Below are 17,821 nucleotides of genomic sequence, written 5' to 3'. Positions count from 1 at the left end.
CCAGGCTGTTATTTCCTATAAATCATAGGGGAAATACAAAAGTAGTATAGAGTTAGTAAATGATGTTGAGAAATATTTGAAAAGAAGGAAAACAAAAAGAATAAAACGAATGTTACATTTACACGTATTCAAAAGTGGTCTGAAATGAAAATAATACATTTTCAGGAGGGATTACGATGAGTAGTACAGTGAATAAACAAAAAGGTATACAATTGATTCCATTTATCGTAAATAAAGTTGTAGAACAAGTAAATGAAATTCCACCAGGTGTACAACTGATTCACGCTCCGCAAGTATGGGAAAAGAGTGTGAAGGGGCAAGATGTAGTCGTTGCCGTATTAGATACAGGGTGTGATACTAATCATATAGATTTAAAAGATCGTATTATCGGCGGAAGAAATTTCACAAAAGATTATGAAGCTGATCCAAATGTGTATCTTGATAATAACGGACATGGTACTCATGTCGCGGGGACGATTGCAGCAACTGAAAATGGTGTCGGTGTATTAGGAGTTGCACCACTTGCTAAAATGTTAGTATTAAAAGTTTTAGCGGGAGATGGTTCTGGAAGTTACGAGCAAATTATTGAGGCAATTCATTATGCTGTAAATTGGAGAGGGCCGAATCAAGAGAAAGTGAGAATTATTTCAATGTCACTTGGTGGTCCGCAAGATGTTCCAGAATTACATGAAGCAATTCAAAATGCGGTAAAGCAGGATGTTCTCGTCGTATGTGCTGCTGGGAATAATGGAGATTGTAATGATAATACAGAGGAACTAGATTACCCAGGTGCTTACTCGGAAGTAATTGAAGTCGGCGCTGTCAATTTAGAACGGAAAATCACATGTTTTAGTAATTCAAATCAAGAAATTGATCTAGTAGCGCCAGGTGATGAAATATTATCTACGTATCCAGATGGGAAATATGCAGTGTTAAGTGGAACTTCCATGGCGACGCCGCATGTTGCTGGAGCGCTTGCCTTGCTCATTAAACAGTGTGAGAAAGAATACGGTCGAAAGTTATCAGAGCCGGAAATATATGCACAACTTATTAAAAGAACTGTACCTTTAGGGTATGAACGTACATCCGAAGGTAATGGATTATTAGATTTATTAAAAGAATAGCCATATTAAAAAAACATCTCATATGAATATGAGATGTTTTTTTAATATGGCTCTGTCGCATGTAATACAACTTGTAATAAACCTGGGAATCTAGCATTTAAATCTTCTTCACGAATTGAAATGAAACGTTGTGTTCCTTCAAGGCGCGTGTACATAACACCTGACTCACGTAAAACTTTGAAATGGTGAGATAAAGTTGATTTTGCAACAGGGATGTTTAAAGCACCACAAGATTGTTCATTTTTCTCTAGTAACATATTTACAATTTGTAAACGAATTTGATCGCTAAGTGCATATAAGACAGAAGAAAATTGAATTTCTTCTCGATTTGGATGATAGAGTGTACGCATATTTCACCTACTTGTATAAGTTAAGATATTTGCACTATAACATATAAAGTGGTATATTTCTATTGTTCGAATATATTCGAACAATAGAAATATAGGGGGAGAAAAAATGAAGTATACAAAATTGCAAAAGGCAGGATTAAATATTTCAAAGTTGGGTTTAGGTACAAATGCAGTAGGGGGACATAATTTATATGCTGATGTGAATGAAGAAGAAGGAAAGCGATTAGTAGAAGAAGCTATTCAGCAAGGGATTACATTTTTTGATACAGCAGATTCATATGGTTTCGGTAGATCAGAGGAATTAGTAGGAGAAGTATTAAAGGGAAAACGTCATGAGTTTATACTTGCTACAAAAGGTGGAATTCAACCGTTGTTAAATGGAGAAACTTATATTAACAATGAACCAAGTTACTTAAGGAATGCTGTGGAAAATAGCTTAAGAAGATTACAGACTGAATATATTGATTTATATTATTTACACTTTACAAATCCTGAAACAAGTTATATAGATTCAATCGGAGAGCTTACTCATTTAAAAGAAGAAGGGAAAATTCGTTCAATTGGAATATCGAATGTAAACATAGAACAATTAAAAGAGGCGAATCAACATGGTCATATAGATGTTGTACAATCGCCATACAATATGTTAGAACGTACAGCTGAGGAAGAACTGTTGCCGTATTGTATAGAAGCGGGTATTTCATTTATTCCATATGGGCCTCTTGCTTTTGGAATATTAGGTGGAAAATATACAGAAGATTTTAAATTAAATGAAGTCGATTGGCGTCAAAATGTAAATCTATTTGAAGAAAATACATATAAGAGTAATTTTAAGAAAGTGAATAAGTTAAAAGGGCTAGCTAAAGAAAATGATATTGAAGTGTCTCATTTAGCGTTAGCATGGTTATTAAATAAAGAAGGAATTGATACTGTTATACCTGGTGGAAAGCGGGCAGAGCAGGTAAGAGAAAGTGTGAAAGCGGTAGACGTTGCATTGAATGAAAGAGTCATGAAAGAAATCCAATCTATTTTAGAAGATTAGTTAAACAAAGGGAGAGTACCCTCTGTTTATATAAGGAGAAGGTCTAAATGAACAGAGTACTAGCTGTATTTTTTATGATAATGTTTATGATCGGTACAGATACTTTCTTAATTTCACCACTGTTGCCGACATTGCAACAGGTGTATCATGTTTCAACTGAGTTGTCAGGATGGATGGTGAGTTCGTATGCTTTAGGGTATGCTGGATTTGCGCTTATTGCTGGTCCTATATCAGATAGATTAAACAGAAAAAAAGTGATGGTACTAGGTATGAGTTTTTTTGCAATAAGTACGTTTTTGTGTGGAATTGCACCGAGTTTTTTATGGATGCTAACATTTAGATTTTTAGCAGGTGTAAGTGCAGCTTTTGTATCTCCACAAGTGTGGGCATCTATTCCGCTCCTTATAGAGAAGAAGCAAAGTGTGAAAGCAATTGGGGTTGCAACAGCAGGGTTATCAATCTCTCAAATTTTAGGGCTGCCACTGGGAGCTTATTTAGCAACGATACATTATACAATCCCATTCTATTTCATTGGTATATTATCAGCACTACTTGTCATTCTTATTTATGTTGTATTACCAGAAATACAGTCGGTTCATATAGGTGGAAATAAAAAAGCGATTTTACAGCGTTATAAACAATTACTTACAGATTCAAAGGTTTCACTTTCTTATTTTGCATACTTTGTTTTTCAAACCGGAAATTTTGCTGCATTTTCATTTTTGGGTGTATGGCTTTCCATTCAATTTGGCTTACAAGTTCATGAAGTAGGTACAGCTATGCTCGTATTAGGGTTAGGAAATTTAACTGGTAATATTTTTGGTCCTAGAATCGTAAATAAAATTGGTTATAACCTTTCTTTCTATGGTGGAATTATATTTACAGCAGTGCTATATGTATTACTTCCACATGTAAAGAACATTGTATTGGTGGAGTTATCGTTCTTTGCTTTGTTTTTTTGGACAGGAATTTTGTTTGTATTAATGATGAGGCACTTACAAAACATATCTAGTGTAGCAAGAGGAACAGGAGCCGCGCTTGCAAATGCTTCTATGTACATTGGTCAAATGATTGGTGCGGCAATAGCTGGAATGTTATTTGCAATATCTCACAATTTTATCCTTATAGGTAGTTTTACAGCGTTACTATATATAGGAGCTTTATTTTTGTTTAGAAAAAGTGAAAAACTTACTGAAAATAGTGAAACAGGAATCGCATCATAAAGCTTGTATAAATATTTCGCAAATCAGAATTAATAAGAGTGTGAATACATGAATGTGCTTTTAATTAAAGTGGTTACTAAAAGTATAGAAATAGTAGAAGAAATGTATTGTAACAAAGTTATGAGGAATCAAAAAATAAAAATCCCTATAAAGATAGGGATTTATATATCGGCATATAGTTCCTTGGAAAAGGATATACTTAGTTTAGCATATCGGACTACTTATATTTGTGAAATAGATGTGAAAGTAATGTGAAAAATGCCGAAGGAAAAAACTATTTAAATAGAGGGCAATTTAGATGGGAATATGGATTTTACATAAATATTGTGTTATATTTCTACTTATCTGTTAATAATTACATATTTTAATTTTATTGGGATAAAAGGGAGAGGTTTAAATGCAATGGTATTTGAAAGCTCTAAAGAATTATGGGAATTTTAGTGGTAGAGCTACGCGAAAAGAGTACTGGATTTTTAGTTTATCCAATATCGTAATTTTTTGGCTACTGTTATTTTTATCATCATTTTCAGAGGTGTTAGTTGCTATTATTGCGTTGCTATTTATGTTAGTAATGATTATACCAAGTTTTTCGGTTGGTGCACGACGATTACATGATATTGGGAAAATGGGATGGTGGCAACTATTAAATTTTGTACCGTTTGGTAGCGTTGTTTTACTTGTATTTTTTATCATTGAAAGTGAAGAAAATGACAATCAATACGGACCAAATCCGCATTCAGATTTAAAAGAAGCGATTTAATAAACTTATTTAGTTTGTAGCATTACTAGTTCAATTATTTTATCTATTATTAAAATGGTTTGCGTGGGCTAATATTATTAGTTTGATCTTTAGGTCTAGATGACTTTTGAAACTGTAAAAATGGGAAGTATAAAGGCGGAGAGAATATAGCATGGAAAGAAAAAAATTCTAAATAAAAAGCACTGTTTTAGCTAATGTAGCTAAAACAGTGCTTTTCTCTTTGATTGAACAGTTGCAGCATTTTCATCATGTATACCTGCATCTTTAATAATTCGTTGTTTTGCTTTATTTAATAGATGGTTTACTGCTTCGCCAAAATAGTTAGCTTCGCTTTTTGTGCGGGCTTCTCGTAAACATTTATAGTTTTCTAGCAGTTCCTCTTTTTCGGAGTTTGTTAAGAAATCTTCTATTTTCTTTTTTGTCATACGAAACACCCTTTCTCCTGACAAACGACGCAATAGAAAATATTTATTTCTCATTATAACAATAATTTTAAAAGAAAGTATACACTAACGTCGCAATAATTTGTCAATTTCTTGAATCTTCTCATCAGCTTTCCCAATTTGCGTATTTTTAGCCTGTTCGCCACCAAGAGCTTGATGTAGTAAGAAAGTTTGGCCAGAAATAGCAGTTACAATGGATACTTTTATAATTTCTTTTATCGCGGTGACATCGAATAAAACGAGCCCAAGAAGTGCGGCTAGGCTACCAGTAAAAATATCAGTTAAAAATCCAAAATGAAAAAATGTTTTCAAACGGCGTGGAAGCAATAACTTACCTTGGTTATTGATTAGATGGGAAACGAAGCCGGTAATGCCACCAACGAGAACAGCGGTTAGCCATTGATACATTTCCATCGAATCCACTCCTTTTAGTGAATAAGATTCGATTATTTTATATTGATTCCTTTTAATATTTCATATAAGCATATTGAGAAAGTTTGTTTGGATATATTTTGTATTCAATTTAATTATAACAGAAAATTTAGATATATTTCAGTCTATTATATGAATCATTTTTACAATAATATGAATGCAGAAAGGGGTGCGTGATATGAATATAGATTATCGAATAAGAAGTGTAGTTGGTTATACAAAAAAATAGGGGAATTAGTAAGCCTGCTTGAGCATACGAGAGCTGTAACATTAGGCGAAGTAAAAAATTTATTAGTTGAGCAATTAGATTTAATTATGCAGAGCAGCGGAAATTCAATTGGCGCCTTATTAAAGCATATAGCAGCTATTGAAAAAGTTCATCAGCTTATTTCATTTCAAAATCGTGACTTTACAAAAGAAGAATTAGAAATATGGGAAGATGCACTGTATTTAGGGGAAGCAGGTAGAGCGATCCGTGGTCATGAAATACAGTATTATGTACAACTTCTACAAAGTGTTCGAGAAGAATCTCTGAAGTATTTAAGTGAACAAAGTGATGAGTGGCTCATGTCAGAAAGAAAGTGGCCTAACGGTGTAATATATAACCAGCACTATCTTTGGTATCATGTGCTAGAAGATGAAATTAGTCACCGAGGACAAATTAGAATGCTCAAAAGAAAGTTGTTTGAAAATTACGTTAAATAATGTAGCTTTTTATAGGAGAATTCCATATAATGAGAGTAATTAAAAGAAGAACGGGGTGATGTATTATGGCGAAAATAACTTATATGAATAATAAACCAAATACAAAGGTGGATGGAAAGGGCGAGACTATATAAGTGAGCGCACGATCCTTCCGCTTAGCTTACACTAGGGAGGATATCAATTTGAATCAAAATATTTTAGAATCGTTCGGCTGGGATTCTTTTTTTGAGGAACAAGCTGTTGAGAACTTTGAAGTAGGACGAATTTTACTCGAGCATAAGCATATATATCGAATTATTTGTAATGATGGTGAGTATATGGCAGAACTGTCTGGGAAGTTTCGGCATGAAGCAGTTACGAAAGGCGATTATCCAGCAGTTGGTGATTGGGTGTATATAAAGAAAATAGAAGATGAAAAGAAAGCGATTATTCATCGTATTTTCCAGCGAAGAAGCTCTTTCTCAAGACAAGAGGCTGGAACAAGAACAGAAGAACAGATTATAGCAGCAAATGTAGATTATTTATTTTTAGTGAATGCACTTAATCATGATTTTAATGTTAGAAGGATGGAACGTTATTTATTATTAGCGTATGAAAGTGGCGCTATGCCAGTTATTGTTTTAACAAAGAGTAGTATATGTAATGATATAGAACAAAAAATTGTAGAAACGGAAGCTATAGCAATTGGTGTTCCTATTTTTGTTGTTGATAGTTTAGAGCATACAGGTATTGATTCGTTGAAACAATTCGTTTCTTCAGGGAAAACAATTGCTTTAGTTGGGTCATCAGGGGTAGGAAAGTCAACTTTGTTAAATGCGCTAATAGGAATTGAGGTAGCAAAAACGGGAGATATACGTGAGGAGGATAGTAGGGGAAGGCATACGACAACGCATCGAGAGTTATTCCAATTGCCAAGTGGCGCTCTCGTAATTGATACTCCCGGTATGAGGGAATTGCAACTTTGGGAAGGAAGCGAAGCGATTCAAACAACATTCTCTGATATTGAAGAACTTGCGACAACATGCCGTTTCCGTGATTGTAAGCATGAGAATGAACCAGGGTGCGCGGTGTATAGTGCAATTGAAAACGGACTTATTACGATAAATCGTTTGAAAAGCTATAAAAAATTACAAAGAGAACTGGCGTATTTTATAAGAAAACAAGATGCAATCCTTGCCAGAGCAGAGCGTGATAAGTGGAAAAAGCTTTCTAAACAACATAAAAAAATGTAAAAACCAAAGGGGCACCCTTTGGTTTTTTCTATTTGTAAATTTTATAATAATATTATTTATATATATAGACAAAGGGAAGTTAATTGTTTAAACTTTACAAAGTATTCATCATAATAGGTTATGAAAATAATAATTAGGGATTGGGAAATATTCATAATTAACTCAATTTAACTTTTAAATTTGAAAATTAGGAGGTTCATAATGGGTAAACTATTAAATTTGTTTCGTGATATGAAAGTAGCAAAAAAGCTATTAATTTCATTCTTTGTAATTTTAATTGCGGCTGTGTCTATTATCGGAGGCATGTCTTATCAAACAGCCAAAAAGAATTTTGAATCGCAAATTAAGAGTAGTGCCAACGACAATATAAAAATACTGGATAATTTAATCAATCAAATGATTGATGCAAAATTTAATGATGTGAATAATTTTGCACGGGTGATTCAAGGGAATATGTATCAAGGAGATAATCAGGATGAATTAAGAAAAATGTTATCTCAATATATAAATTTAAATAAAGATATTGAACAAGTGTATGTTGCCGGAAATGATAAAAAATTTGTACAAGAACCAAATATACAAATGGCAGCAGACTATGATCCAACAGAGCGTTCTTGGTATAAAGATGCGGTTGCAAAACAAGGTGGTATTGTTGTTACTGAGCCATATAAGGCAAAAGGAACTGGACATATTGTCGTAACAATCGCAAAACAAACAGAAGATAAAAATGGGGTTGTTGCGCTAGATTTAAGTTTAGATAATTTATTAAAAACATCAAAGTTAATTAATATTGGTAAAAAAGGATATGCCTTCATTTTAGATGGAAAGCAAAAAATAATTGCTCATCCACAAGAAAAATCAGGGGAAAAAGCGGCTGATTCTTGGGCAAAGAAAATTTATGAAGATAATCACGGTGCTTTTTCATATTCTTATGGCGGTAGTGAAAAGAATATGGTATTTGCTACAAATGTAAAAACAGGTTGGAAAATTGGTGGGACGATGTACTCAAGTGAAGTAATTGAAGCTGCTCAACCTGTATTTTATAATATGTTAATTGTTATGCTTATCTCATTAGTAGTAGGCGGGGCACTTATTTATTTTGTAACACTTTCAATTACGAAGCCTTTAAAGAGATTAGTTGTTACCTCTAAAGAAATAAGCGAAGGGGATTTAACGCAAACAATTGAAATTCATTCTAATGATGAAATCGGCCAACTTGCTAAAGGTTTTAATGAGATGACGAATTCGTTACGGACGTTAATTGGAAGAATTAACGATTCAGCTGGGCATGTTGCAGCGGCATCAGAAGAGTTAACTGCAAGTGTAAGGCAAGCAAGTGAAGCGACTGAGCAAATCACAATCGCAATGGATGAAATATCAAGTGGGGCAACGACGCAAACAACAAGCGTAGAAAATGGCGCTATGTTACTGTTTGATGTAACGGAAGGAATTCAACATGTAGCAAATAGTTCATCATCTATTAATACGGCTTCTGCACATACTCGTGAAAAAGCAGAAGATGGTGGGAAACTAGTAGGAAGAACAGTAAACCAGATGCAGTCTATTGCAGAATCGGTTTCACAATCAGATGCAGTTATACAATTACTAAATAATAAATCAAAACAAATTGGTGATATTTTAGAAGTAATTCAAAATATTGCAGATCAAACAAACCTTCTAGCTCTAAATGCGGCGATTGAAGCCGCAAGAGCCGGTGAGCATGGAAGAGGTTTCGCAATTGTTGCAGATGAAGTGCGTAAATTGGCAGAGCAGTCTAGCGTATCTTCTAGTGAAATTAGTAAATTAATATGTGAAATACAAGATGATATGGGTAAGACAGTCAAATCTATGAATCATGTAAATGAGGAAGTTCAATCTGGACTTGTTATCGCAAATGAAACGAAGCAAAACTTTGCTGAAATCTTACAATCTACAAATGAAATAGCTAATCAAATTAAGACGATGGTTGAAACGGCTAATGGAATGTCAAAAGGGGCAAATGAAGTATCTATTTCGGTAGGACAAATTGCAATGACAGCACAAAATAATGCGACAAGCACACAAAATGTTGCGGCTTCAGCTGAAGAACAGCTAGCTTCGATGGAGGAAATTGGATCTGCAGCAGGCACGTTATCTCAAATGGCTGAAGAGTTGCAAGGACTAATTGACAGATTTAAAGTCTAATAGAGAACAGACTATCCCCTAGTAGCATTATGCCAATAGAGGGTAGTCTGTTTTATTGTGTAAAATCAAATGGAGATGTAAACTTCCTTTATGACGTTTAAAATGGTATTTTGCATAATGTTTGTCGAAAAATAGAGGTATTTGTTAGCTTTGTGTATAATTATTAACGTATAGAATACAAATAAAAGGAGAGTATTATGGGAGTGTATTGGGGGACAAAAAGACATTCTTGGCTTAGTTACGTCTCATTTTGGCTAAGTATTTCATTTTTTATTGTTTTTCTAATTGAAGTGTTTATATTAAAAACACTTTCGAATAGCTCGGTGCAAATTGTTAAATATTTTTATTTTATATTTGTACCAGTAAATATTTTTCTTAGTTTAAAGTTACTATTTAAGAAGAATGAAAAGAAAGCGTTACCTATTTTTAGTTTCATTGTCTCATTATTATTTGCAATTTTAATAATCGTATTAGTTTTAGCAGCTATAGGGAAGGTCTTTTGAGGGGAGTGGTATAAGTCACTCTCCTTTTTTATTTGTGGTAGTCTTACTATATATAAAAGTGTGAATGCTGTGAGCTAATAAAAGCAGAGAGTAGACAATATTTGCATGGATTAAAGTCTGTCGTTATTTGAACTTGTAAGAGTGTATGGAGTAATGAGGTAATATACATAATAATGGAGATAGAATTAGTTATTTTATAAGTATGTATGAAGCAAATGAATACGGTAAGAACGTTGATATATGGTACAATAGCTATGGATAGTGATAGAGATAAAGGGTATATAAAATACTCATCGTTTTTTAGTAAGAGAGGGGTTATCTTATGCTATACGAGGATTTGGAGACATTATTTCAAACAGCTCCGAAAGAAGATAGAGGCGGATGGAAATATATAATCCAAGAACAAAATAATACATTTAAAATTGTTGATGAAATACTGAAAAATCAAATGAGTGTCGAATTATATTTTAATGAATACGATGAGGTGAAAATCACTTTATATAAAGATGGAATTCCCATTACGACTATGCAAAGAATTGCGATTTCAAAAGTTGAATTAGACGAAGATGAAGAAGGTATTCAATTTGTTTTAGAGCGCATGCCTAGTCGAATGATTCGGTTGCAGTTAAAGCCATATTTGGCATTAGAAATGGGACCGTACTGGGAAGTATGTGATGATTGTGAATGAGCATAAAAAAGCATCCAATAACATGGATGCTTTTTTATGTTTTTTGAAGTTGTTTAAACGCAATGATTGGCAGTATAACAATACTTACCCATCCGATGATAGGATATAGAATGTGAAGTAAGTCACTGTAACCGATGTAGCTAAAGCAATAACTAATTAGTAAAATGAAGAAAATAATATTGTTATTTTTCCACCCAGTAATAGATTGCATCTGTTTTGTCATTCCGAACACATTACCAACTAAAGTTGTGAAAACTTCACCGAAAATAATGAGAACGAAAAAGAAGTGAAAAGTTGCATTAAATCTTCTTATGACTTCAGCCATTGGGATGTTATATTGGTAAAATTGATCGACTGATAAGATTGCTAAATGGCTGCATAATAAAATTAAAGAAAGTCCAGCACCACCTAAAATCCCACCCCAAAAAATAGCTTTTCGGTCCTTTACTTCACTGGCTAATGGGACGAGAACACTTTGGGCGAGAGAAAGATTTAAGGCGACATATGTAATAGGGCTAGTAATCCATTTCATATTCCAGTTCTCTGCAGGAATAGTGTTATTAATGGAAGGTGTACCGTGAAAAAAGGTTGTAATAGCAAGTCCGATAATAAAAATCATCATAATAGGTACGACAAGTGTATTTACTTCAAAAACACCTTGTAATCCGCGGCTACTTATAATAAGACAAGCGATAACTGTAATAAGAATACCGAGTTGTCTTGGTAAGCGAAGTTGCTCTTCAAATACTGCACCAGCCCCTGATAACATAACGCTCGTTACGCCGAATAAAACGAGTAATAATAATGTGTTTACAACATTCCCAAATACATCCCCAAATAAATATTTGTTAAATTCTTGCGCTGAAAATGCCCCGATTTGTGATGAAAGTAACATCATCTTTGTGCCAAGCCAAATAAAAAAAAATCCACTTACACATATGCCAATTGTCCCGTATAATCCATTCACTGTGAAAAATTCAACAATTTCTCGTCCAGTAGCAAATCCAGCTCCAACGACAGTTCCGATATAAGTAGCGGCTACTTTCTTTGCTACTTGCCATTGTTGATTGTCCATGTTATCCCTCTTTCTACTATGATGAGCTTGATGTACTATTATGCATATGTATGAGCTTGGACAATTAGACGTATGAAGTGTTTGAAAAAATACATGAATTTAATGATATTAGGGAAGCATTAAAGGTGTTAAAACTTTGTTACATATAAGCCAATTGTTCGAAAGGAAAGGGAATGTATGGTAAAATGTAATTGGGTTATTAAAAGATAAACATTACAAAATGATAAGAGGAGTGATTGTATGAGTACGAAAACAAATGTTGTTGAAGTATTAAACAAGCAGGTAGCAAACTGGAATGTGTTATATGTTAAACTACATAATTATCACTGGTATGTGACAGGGCCACACTTCTTTACATTACATGAGAAATTTGAAGAGTTTTATAATGAGGCTGGAACGTATATTGATGAGTTAGCAGAACGTATTTTAGCTTTAGAAGGTAAACCATTAGCGACAATGAAAGAATATCTCGCAACATCTAGTGTCAGCGAAGGGACAAGCAAAGAATCTGCAGAAGAAATGGTGCAAACATTAGTGAATGATTATTCTGCACTTATTCAAGAATTAAAAGAAGGTATGGAAGTTGCAGGTGAAGCTGGTGATGAAACATCAGCTGACATGCTGTTAGCAATTCATACAACATTAGAACAGCATGTATGGATGCTAAGTGCATTCTTAAAATAACGATAAATATAATAGAAACCCATTGAAAAATTATTTCAATGGGTTTTTTTATGATTTTTCAGTTTTCTTTTATGCTATAATATAGTAAAAAGGAGGCGATGCGATGTTTCGCTTTTTCAGAACTGGAAAAGAAGAGCGGGAAATTACGAAAGATGAATTAGAACAAGCGATGGCTCAGTTTTTAGAAACGAATGCTAATATCGTTTATACAGTATTAGTAAATGAAGATTATACAGTAAATTATGATTTGTTAAAACCGTATTTACCTGCATTTCCAACAAATGATTTTCTCATAACGAAGGAAACGCTTGAGGTATTTGAACATACAGCAGAAAATTTAAGCCTAGTGAAAGAAATTGATGTCGTACAAAAAGCAGTAGACCAATACGTAACAGAAAAAGAAATGTTCCCAATTGTTGAAGGTAGCGAAGATCGCCTCATATGCGGAATGAAGCTAGGACCTTACTTAAATCGTAGCTTAAAAAGAGACTTATATATTTCAGAAAAACATTATTTAGTTTCAAGTAAACCAGATAGAAAAAAACAAAAGAGCGGGTAGATGTAATGAAAACAACAATACATATATTGTTGTCTTTTTTTGTTTTTTAAAATATTGATTTTTCAGTCTATTATTATTTATACTAAATGTATTGGACAGGGAAGAGTAACTATTAAGCATCATTTTGAGAATAAGGTATTGTTAGCGTGGGTTATACAAAGTGGTATAAAGATTCGCAAAAAATATTATAAAAGGTTTCGGGGGAATTGGTACATGAAAAATAGCATGACTTACATTCAATTATTAAATGAAACGTTACGTTGTTATGCAAATAAAGGAAGTTTTGAAGCGTACAATTATATAATGGAAAACGCTACAGGTGTAATAGGGAATGAGGCGCAAATATATAATTTCAAGTATGCACTCGCAAGTGCATCGGGACTTGAAAAAGAAGCATTACATTTAATGAGAGAGGCCATTATAGAAAAGGGATTCTGGTATGGAAATGAGTATTTAATTTCCGACGAAGATTTAAAATCACTACATAAATTTGAAGAATTTCATACAATGGTGCAATTATGTAATGAAAGAGAAGAATTAGCACATAAAAAGGAAAGACCAGATGTGAAATATATATACAGCAAGAAAGAAGGAAATCTACTACTTACATTGCACGGTGACCAAGAAAATATTCAAATAGTAGAGCCATATTGGAAATCAGTTTTGACACAAGATTACACGTTAGCTTTACCACAGTCTTCACAAATTCAGTTTTCAGATGGATTTGTTTGGGATGATATAGAGAGAGGGAAAGAAGAATTAAAAGGGCATTACAATAAGTTTATAGAAAACCATACAGTAGAAAATGTAATCATTGGTGGTTTTTCTGCAGGGGCAAGAGTAGCTTTATATACGATTTTGCAAAAAGATATAGAGGTTGATGGTTTTGTTTTTATGGCACCATGGCTTCCCGAGATTGAAGAATGGGATGAGTTGCTAAGAGTGCTGCAGGATAAACATATAAAAGGATATATAGTATGCGGGGATCAAGATGAAGATTGTTTCGAATCCACGCAGCAATTTGTACAACTATTAAGAGAGAAGAATATAGAACATAAGTATAAAGTTGTCCCTGACTTAGATCATGATTATCCTATTAACTTTGAAGAGCTATTAAAAGAAGCTATTGAATATATAGGAAATGAAAACAATAAGTAGTAAGAAAAAGAGATGCATCATATGTGATGCATCTCTTTTTAGAATTATAAATTAAAAGCATTTGCTAATAAGCGATAAGACTTTAATTTATGTTCAAATTGATGAGTAATCGTGACAATCATAAATTCGTCAGTATTGTATGCTTTGCTTAAGTTTATTATTTTTTCTTTTACAGAAGACGGATCACCAACAATCATACGTTGACGATTTTCTTTTATACGGAATAAATCATAAGCGCTGTATGAATAATTTTGAGCAGTTTCAATAGAAGGTGTACCAGTAGTTCGTTTTCCTTGCTCTAATAATAAGATTGATAAATCTAAACTAGAAGCAATTTTTTCCGCTTCTTCATTTGTTTCTCCGCATATAACAAAAATGGCAACGATTGAATTAGGCTTATCTCCTAAAAATGAAGGCTGATATTGTTCTTGGTAAGCCCTCATAACTTCAGGGCCTCCAAAGCCATTAATAAATTGCGCAAATGCGAAAGAAGCTCCGTTGTTTGCAGCAATTTTAGCGCTCTCTCCGCTAGAACCGAGCATCCACATTTCAGGAGATGTTGGGATAACTGGAGTGGCTTTTAAGTTTGCATAGTGATGGTTTTCTGGTACTTGATCATGTAAGTACATTGCAACGTCTGCAATTTGTTCTGGATATTGATCAAGTGAGACCATTTTCCCTTCTTGAAGTGCGCGAGTTGCTATTGGCATACCACCAGGAGCTCTACCAACACCGAGATCGATGCGGTTCGGATACAGTGCTTCTAGAACACGGAAATTCTCAGCAACTTTATATGGGCTATAATGCGGTAACATAACACCACCTGAACCGACTCTAATACGGTCTGTTTTTGCGGCAATATGAGAAATAAGTATTTCTGGACTTGAACCAGCTAAGCTTACGGAATTATGATGTTCGGATACCCAAAAACGTGTAAAGCCGAGTTTTTCAATTTCTTGTGCAAGCGTAACTGTATGTGAAAAAGCTTGGGCTGCTGTGCTACCATCTGAAATAGGTGATTGGTCTAATACACTTAACTTGATCATAGAATATACCTCTCAATCTTAATGTACATCCTATTATATATTTACTTATGAAAAATGCGTAGTGAAATGCTCAAAATGAAAAGCGGATAATCCTATTTCCGCTTTTAATGAGAAAATCCGCGTTCATAATGATTCATTTCAACCAGATTTAAAATATATTCATAGTTGTCAATTTCACATTTTAGCTGTTCACGTTCTTTTTCAGATAGTGTCATATTGCTAAGTTTTTTACATAAGTTTTGTTTCTTTAATTCTAAATGCTTTTTTGTAGCATGGTAGTCATAAGTATGTTTCATTTTTAACCACTCCTTCTTTGCAGTTGCTATATTATACGAAGTATAAAGAAATGTGAGATCTGTCTCTTATGTACTTTTAGTGAATATTCAAATTGCAATGGTGTTATGTTTATGGGGATGTATGAATAAAATGCACTAAACCACTAACGTCCATTTGATGAAGTAAGGGGTGGAATTGTGCAGAAAGATATAATGTATAACACTGAAATGGATGAAGCGTTAAAAGTTATAGATAAAGGATTGAAGAAGACGACAAATCCAAAACAAATTATTGTAGTGGGAGCTGGTATGGCTGGATTAGTTTCAGCATCTTTATTAAAGGCTGCAGGACATGATGTGAAAATTTTTGAAGCAAATAACCGGGTAGGTGGCCGTATAGAAACGGTTAGAATGGAAGATACCGGATTATATTTAGATGTTGGAGCAATGAGGATTCCATATTCGCATACATTAACGATGACATATATAAGAAAATTTGGGCTACAGGTGAGACCTTTTATTAATAGAAATGAGACGGATATTATATACGTAAATGGACGGAAAACGACGTTAAAACAATATGAAAAAGATCCAAGTATTCTAAGATATCCTGTGGAAATGAATGAAGTTGGAAAAACGTCAGAGGAATTATTATTGTTAGCGGTACAGCCCATTATAAATTTTATAAAAAAGAACCCAGAAAAAAATTGGGACGTTGTAGTAAAGGATTTTGGAAGATACTCTACTGGGCAATTTTTAAAGTATCATCCTTATCAGTATAATACTTACTTTTCGCCAGTAACAATTGAGATGATCGGTGTTCTATTAGATTTAGAAGGTTTTTTGGAACGATCGTTTGTAGAGACTTTACGCTTTCTATACATTATGCAAGAGGAGAGCGGATTTTGTGAAATTGTGGGCGGGAACGATAGATTGCCAAAGTCATTTTTACCGCAATTAGAAGAGAATATTATATATAATCAAAAATTAATGAAGCTACATCAACACGATAATGGTGTGACAGCTTTCTATCGGAACGAGGAAACTTTTGAATATAGTAGTATTACAGGAGATTTAGTTATTGTTACCATTCCGTTTTCGACAATGCGTTTTGTAGAAGTAGATCCGTTTGATTCTATATCTCATGAAAAATGGAAAGCAATTCGTGAATTACATTATATGCCTGCGACGAAAATAGGAATTCAATTTAAAAGCCGATTTTGGGAAGAACAAGGACAATTAGGCGGCAGAATTATAACAGATTTGCCAATTCGTTATGCCTATTATCCAAGCTATGGAATTGGGGAGAAAGGACCGGCTATGATGTTAGGTAGCTATACATGGTCTTATGACGCGTTGTTATGGGATGGTTTATCAAAAGGTGATCGTATTTATTACGCATTACACAACTTAGCAACAATATTAGGTGGTCAAGTGTATGATGAGTTTATATCTGGAATATCAAAAAGCTGGACATTGGATCCGTATGCGCTTGGAGGATTTGCACTTTTTCAAGCAGGTCAAGAATCTGAGCTGCAACCAGCGATTGTCAAACCAGAGGGGAGAATATTCTTCGCTGGAGATCATACAACGCTATATCACGGATGGATTCAAGGTGCGATTGAATCTGGAATTCGTGTAGCGGCGGAAGTGAATGAGTAAAAGGTTTTTAATTCAGAAAATTCTTTACTATATAACTTGAGATGGATATTATTATATATAAAAGAATTATGGGGAGTGTTTACAGTGAATCCGTTATTATTCGATTTTCCTTCTGAATTTTATACTGACAGGCTTTTTATTCGAATGCCGAAACCAGGAGATGGTAAAGTTGTATATGATGCAATTCAGGCTTCAATACAAGAACTGAAACCTTGGATGGTGTTTGCACAAAAAGAGCAAACAGAGCAAGAAATAGAAGAAAGTATTAGAAAATCACATATTCAATTTTTGCAACGTGAGGATTTAAGATTACTAGTATTTTCGAAAGAAACAGGTGAATTTATTGCTTCAGCCGGATTACATCGTATTAATTGGGATATACCTCAATTTGAAATCGGATATTGGATTGATACAAGGTTTAGCGGAAAAGGCTATATGGTAGAGGCTGCGAAAGGTATAACGGATTACGCTTTTTCTGAATTGAAAGCAAACCGTGTAGAAATTCGTTGTGATTCTTTAAATAAGAAGAGTAGAGCGATACCTGAGAAATTAGGTTTTAAGTTAGAAGGTACGTTAGAAAGTGCGAGTGTTGCGGTAGATGGAAATGGATTAAGGGATATGTGTGTATTTGCAATGACGAGAAATACATATAAAAAAGAAGAGCTGTAAAGAAACA

20 protein-coding genes and 2 pseudogenes are annotated in these 17,821 nt (G+C 33.9%); 16 read left to right on the top strand and 6 right to left on the bottom strand.

The features are described 5' to 3' along the window. Positions 1-176: 176 nt before the first annotated feature. A complete protein-coding gene (locus ACTFR3_RS06985; protein ID WP_000099748.1) occupies positions 177-1,124 on the top strand; it encodes a serine protease in 948 nt (315 codons plus the stop codon). 41 nt (positions 1,125-1,165) lie between these two features. Here the strand turns inward: ACTFR3_RS06985 and ACTFR3_RS06980 are convergent, their stop codons facing one another. Then, the gene (locus tag ACTFR3_RS06980; protein ID WP_001259906.1) at positions 1,166-1,474 is read right to left on the bottom strand and encodes an ArsR/SmtB family transcription factor; all 309 of its coding nucleotides are present in this window, start codon (positions 1,472-1,474) and stop codon (positions 1,166-1,168) included. A gap of 106 nt (positions 1,475-1,580) precedes the next feature. On the opposite strand from ACTFR3_RS06980, the gene ACTFR3_RS06975 reads away from it, so the two are divergent. The 4 genes from ACTFR3_RS06975 to ACTFR3_RS06960 all read left to right on the top strand — a co-directional run bounded on the left by ACTFR3_RS06975 (position 1,581) and on the right by ACTFR3_RS06960 (position 4,499). Next, positions 1,581-2,516 carry an aldo/keto reductase gene (locus ACTFR3_RS06975; protein ID WP_000877965.1) on the top strand — a complete coding sequence of 312 codons (936 nt, stop codon included), beginning with the start codon at positions 1,581-1,583 and terminating at the stop codon, positions 2,514-2,516. Between the two features lie 47 nt (positions 2,517-2,563). Then, a complete protein-coding gene (locus ACTFR3_RS06970; RefSeq protein WP_440044308.1) occupies positions 2,564-3,739 on the top strand; it encodes an MFS transporter in 1,176 nt (391 codons plus the stop codon). Positions 3,740-3,787: 48 nt separating this feature from the next. Next, positions 3,788-3,994, top strand: a complete 207-nt coding sequence (locus ACTFR3_RS06965; protein ID WP_001101741.1) for a hypothetical protein — start codon at positions 3,788-3,790, stop codon at positions 3,992-3,994. A 142-nt stretch (positions 3,995-4,136) separates the two neighbouring features. Beyond that, a complete protein-coding gene (locus ACTFR3_RS06960) occupies positions 4,137-4,499 on the top strand; it encodes a DUF805 domain-containing protein (protein ID WP_440044307.1) in 363 nt (120 codons plus the stop codon). A 200-nt stretch (positions 4,500-4,699) separates the two neighbouring features. Here ACTFR3_RS06960 and ACTFR3_RS06955 read toward each other — a convergent pair whose 3' ends face one another. Together ACTFR3_RS06955 and ACTFR3_RS06950 are read right to left on the bottom strand one after the other, a co-directional pair. Next, a complete protein-coding gene (locus tag ACTFR3_RS06955; protein WP_000162602.1) occupies positions 4,700-4,924 on the bottom strand; it encodes a hypothetical protein in 225 nt (74 codons plus the stop codon). Between the two features lie 84 nt (positions 4,925-5,008). Then, positions 5,009-5,356, bottom strand: coding sequence for a DUF4257 domain-containing protein (locus tag ACTFR3_RS06950; protein ID WP_000426317.1), 348 nt, complete (start codon positions 5,354-5,356; stop codon positions 5,009-5,011). Positions 5,357-5,552: 196 nt separating this feature from the next. Between ACTFR3_RS06950 and ACTFR3_RS06945 the strand changes: the two are divergent. The 6 genes and pseudogenes from ACTFR3_RS06945 (at position 5,553) to ACTFR3_RS06920 (ending at position 10,686) form a co-directional block, all read left to right on the top strand. Next, positions 5,553-6,079 (top strand): annotated as a pseudogene (locus ACTFR3_RS06945) (DinB family protein). 182 nt (positions 6,080-6,261) lie between these two features. Then, positions 6,262-7,311, top strand: a complete 1,050-nt coding sequence (rsgA, locus tag ACTFR3_RS06940; protein ID WP_001073051.1) for a ribosome small subunit-dependent GTPase A — start codon at positions 6,262-6,264, stop codon at positions 7,309-7,311. A gap of 201 nt (positions 7,312-7,512) precedes the next feature. Continuing rightward, a pseudogene (locus tag ACTFR3_RS06935) lies at positions 7,513-8,553 on the top strand (HAMP domain-containing protein); the annotation flags it as partial. Beyond that, the gene (locus ACTFR3_RS06930) at positions 8,548-9,495 is read left to right on the top strand and encodes a methyl-accepting chemotaxis protein (RefSeq protein WP_406566133.1); all 948 of its coding nucleotides are present in this window, start codon (positions 8,548-8,550) and stop codon (positions 9,493-9,495) included. The pseudogene ACTFR3_RS06935 and the gene ACTFR3_RS06930, both read left to right, overlap by 6 nt. A 197-nt stretch (positions 9,496-9,692) precedes the next feature. Further along, positions 9,693-9,998, top strand: a complete 306-nt coding sequence (locus ACTFR3_RS06925; protein ID WP_000539569.1) for a hypothetical protein — start codon at positions 9,693-9,695, stop codon at positions 9,996-9,998. A 322-nt stretch (positions 9,999-10,320) separates the two neighbouring features. Beyond that, complete coding sequence (locus tag ACTFR3_RS06920; protein WP_000965068.1) at positions 10,321-10,686, top strand: DUF3979 family protein; 366 nt, start codon at positions 10,321-10,323, stop codon at positions 10,684-10,686. Between the two features lie 34 nt (positions 10,687-10,720). Here ACTFR3_RS06920 and ACTFR3_RS06915 read toward each other — a convergent pair whose 3' ends face one another. After that, on the bottom strand, positions 10,721-11,761 hold the full coding sequence (locus ACTFR3_RS06915; RefSeq protein ID WP_000370204.1) for a YkvI family membrane protein: 1,041 nt from the start codon (positions 11,759-11,761) through the stop codon (positions 10,721-10,723). Positions 11,762-12,001: 240 nt separating this feature from the next. On the opposite strand from ACTFR3_RS06915, the gene ACTFR3_RS06910 reads away from it, so the two are divergent. The 3 genes from ACTFR3_RS06910 to ACTFR3_RS06900 all read left to right on the top strand — a co-directional run bounded on the left by ACTFR3_RS06910 (position 12,002) and on the right by ACTFR3_RS06900 (position 14,162). Next, positions 12,002-12,445: a Dps family protein gene (locus tag ACTFR3_RS06910; protein WP_000105199.1), complete on the top strand. Its 444-nt coding sequence runs from the start codon at positions 12,002-12,004 to the stop codon at positions 12,443-12,445. A 103-nt stretch (positions 12,446-12,548) separates the two neighbouring features. Further along, positions 12,549-13,004 (top strand): DUF3939 domain-containing protein, encoded by a 456-nt coding sequence (locus ACTFR3_RS06905; protein WP_000488210.1) that lies wholly within the window; start codon positions 12,549-12,551, stop codon positions 13,002-13,004. A 213-nt stretch (positions 13,005-13,217) separates the two neighbouring features. Continuing rightward, positions 13,218-14,162, top strand: a complete 945-nt coding sequence (locus ACTFR3_RS06900) for an alpha/beta hydrolase (RefSeq protein ID WP_000798324.1) — start codon at positions 13,218-13,220, stop codon at positions 14,160-14,162. Between the two features lie 44 nt (positions 14,163-14,206). Here ACTFR3_RS06900 and ACTFR3_RS06895 read toward each other — a convergent pair whose 3' ends face one another. Then, positions 14,207-15,208 carry an LLM class flavin-dependent oxidoreductase gene (locus tag ACTFR3_RS06895; RefSeq protein WP_000594029.1) on the bottom strand — a complete coding sequence of 334 codons (1,002 nt, stop codon included), beginning with the start codon at positions 15,206-15,208 and terminating at the stop codon, positions 14,207-14,209. Between the two features lie 104 nt (positions 15,209-15,312). Beyond that, positions 15,313-15,504, bottom strand: coding sequence for a DUF3896 family protein (locus ACTFR3_RS06890; RefSeq protein WP_000683364.1), 192 nt, complete (start codon positions 15,502-15,504; stop codon positions 15,313-15,315). Between the two features lie 177 nt (positions 15,505-15,681). Here ACTFR3_RS06890 and ACTFR3_RS06885 point away from each other — a divergent pair, with 177 nt between their 5' ends. Both ACTFR3_RS06885 and ACTFR3_RS06880 read left to right on the top strand, forming a co-directional pair. Beyond that, positions 15,682-17,145, top strand: a complete 1,464-nt coding sequence (locus tag ACTFR3_RS06885) for a flavin monoamine oxidase family protein (protein ID WP_001168128.1) — start codon at positions 15,682-15,684, stop codon at positions 17,143-17,145. 84 nt (positions 17,146-17,229) lie between these two features. After that, on the top strand, positions 17,230-17,814 hold the full coding sequence (locus ACTFR3_RS06880; protein WP_001068745.1) for a GNAT family N-acetyltransferase: 585 nt from the start codon (positions 17,230-17,232) through the stop codon (positions 17,812-17,814). Positions 17,815-17,821: the final 7 nt, after the last annotated feature.

This window comes from Bacillus cereus group sp. MYBK14-1, from assembly GCF_051916885.1.
GTDB classification, from domain to species: domain Bacteria; phylum Bacillota; class Bacilli; order Bacillales; family Bacillaceae_G; genus Bacillus_A; species Bacillus_A cereus.
This window is presented reverse-complemented; position numbering and strand designations above follow the sequence as displayed.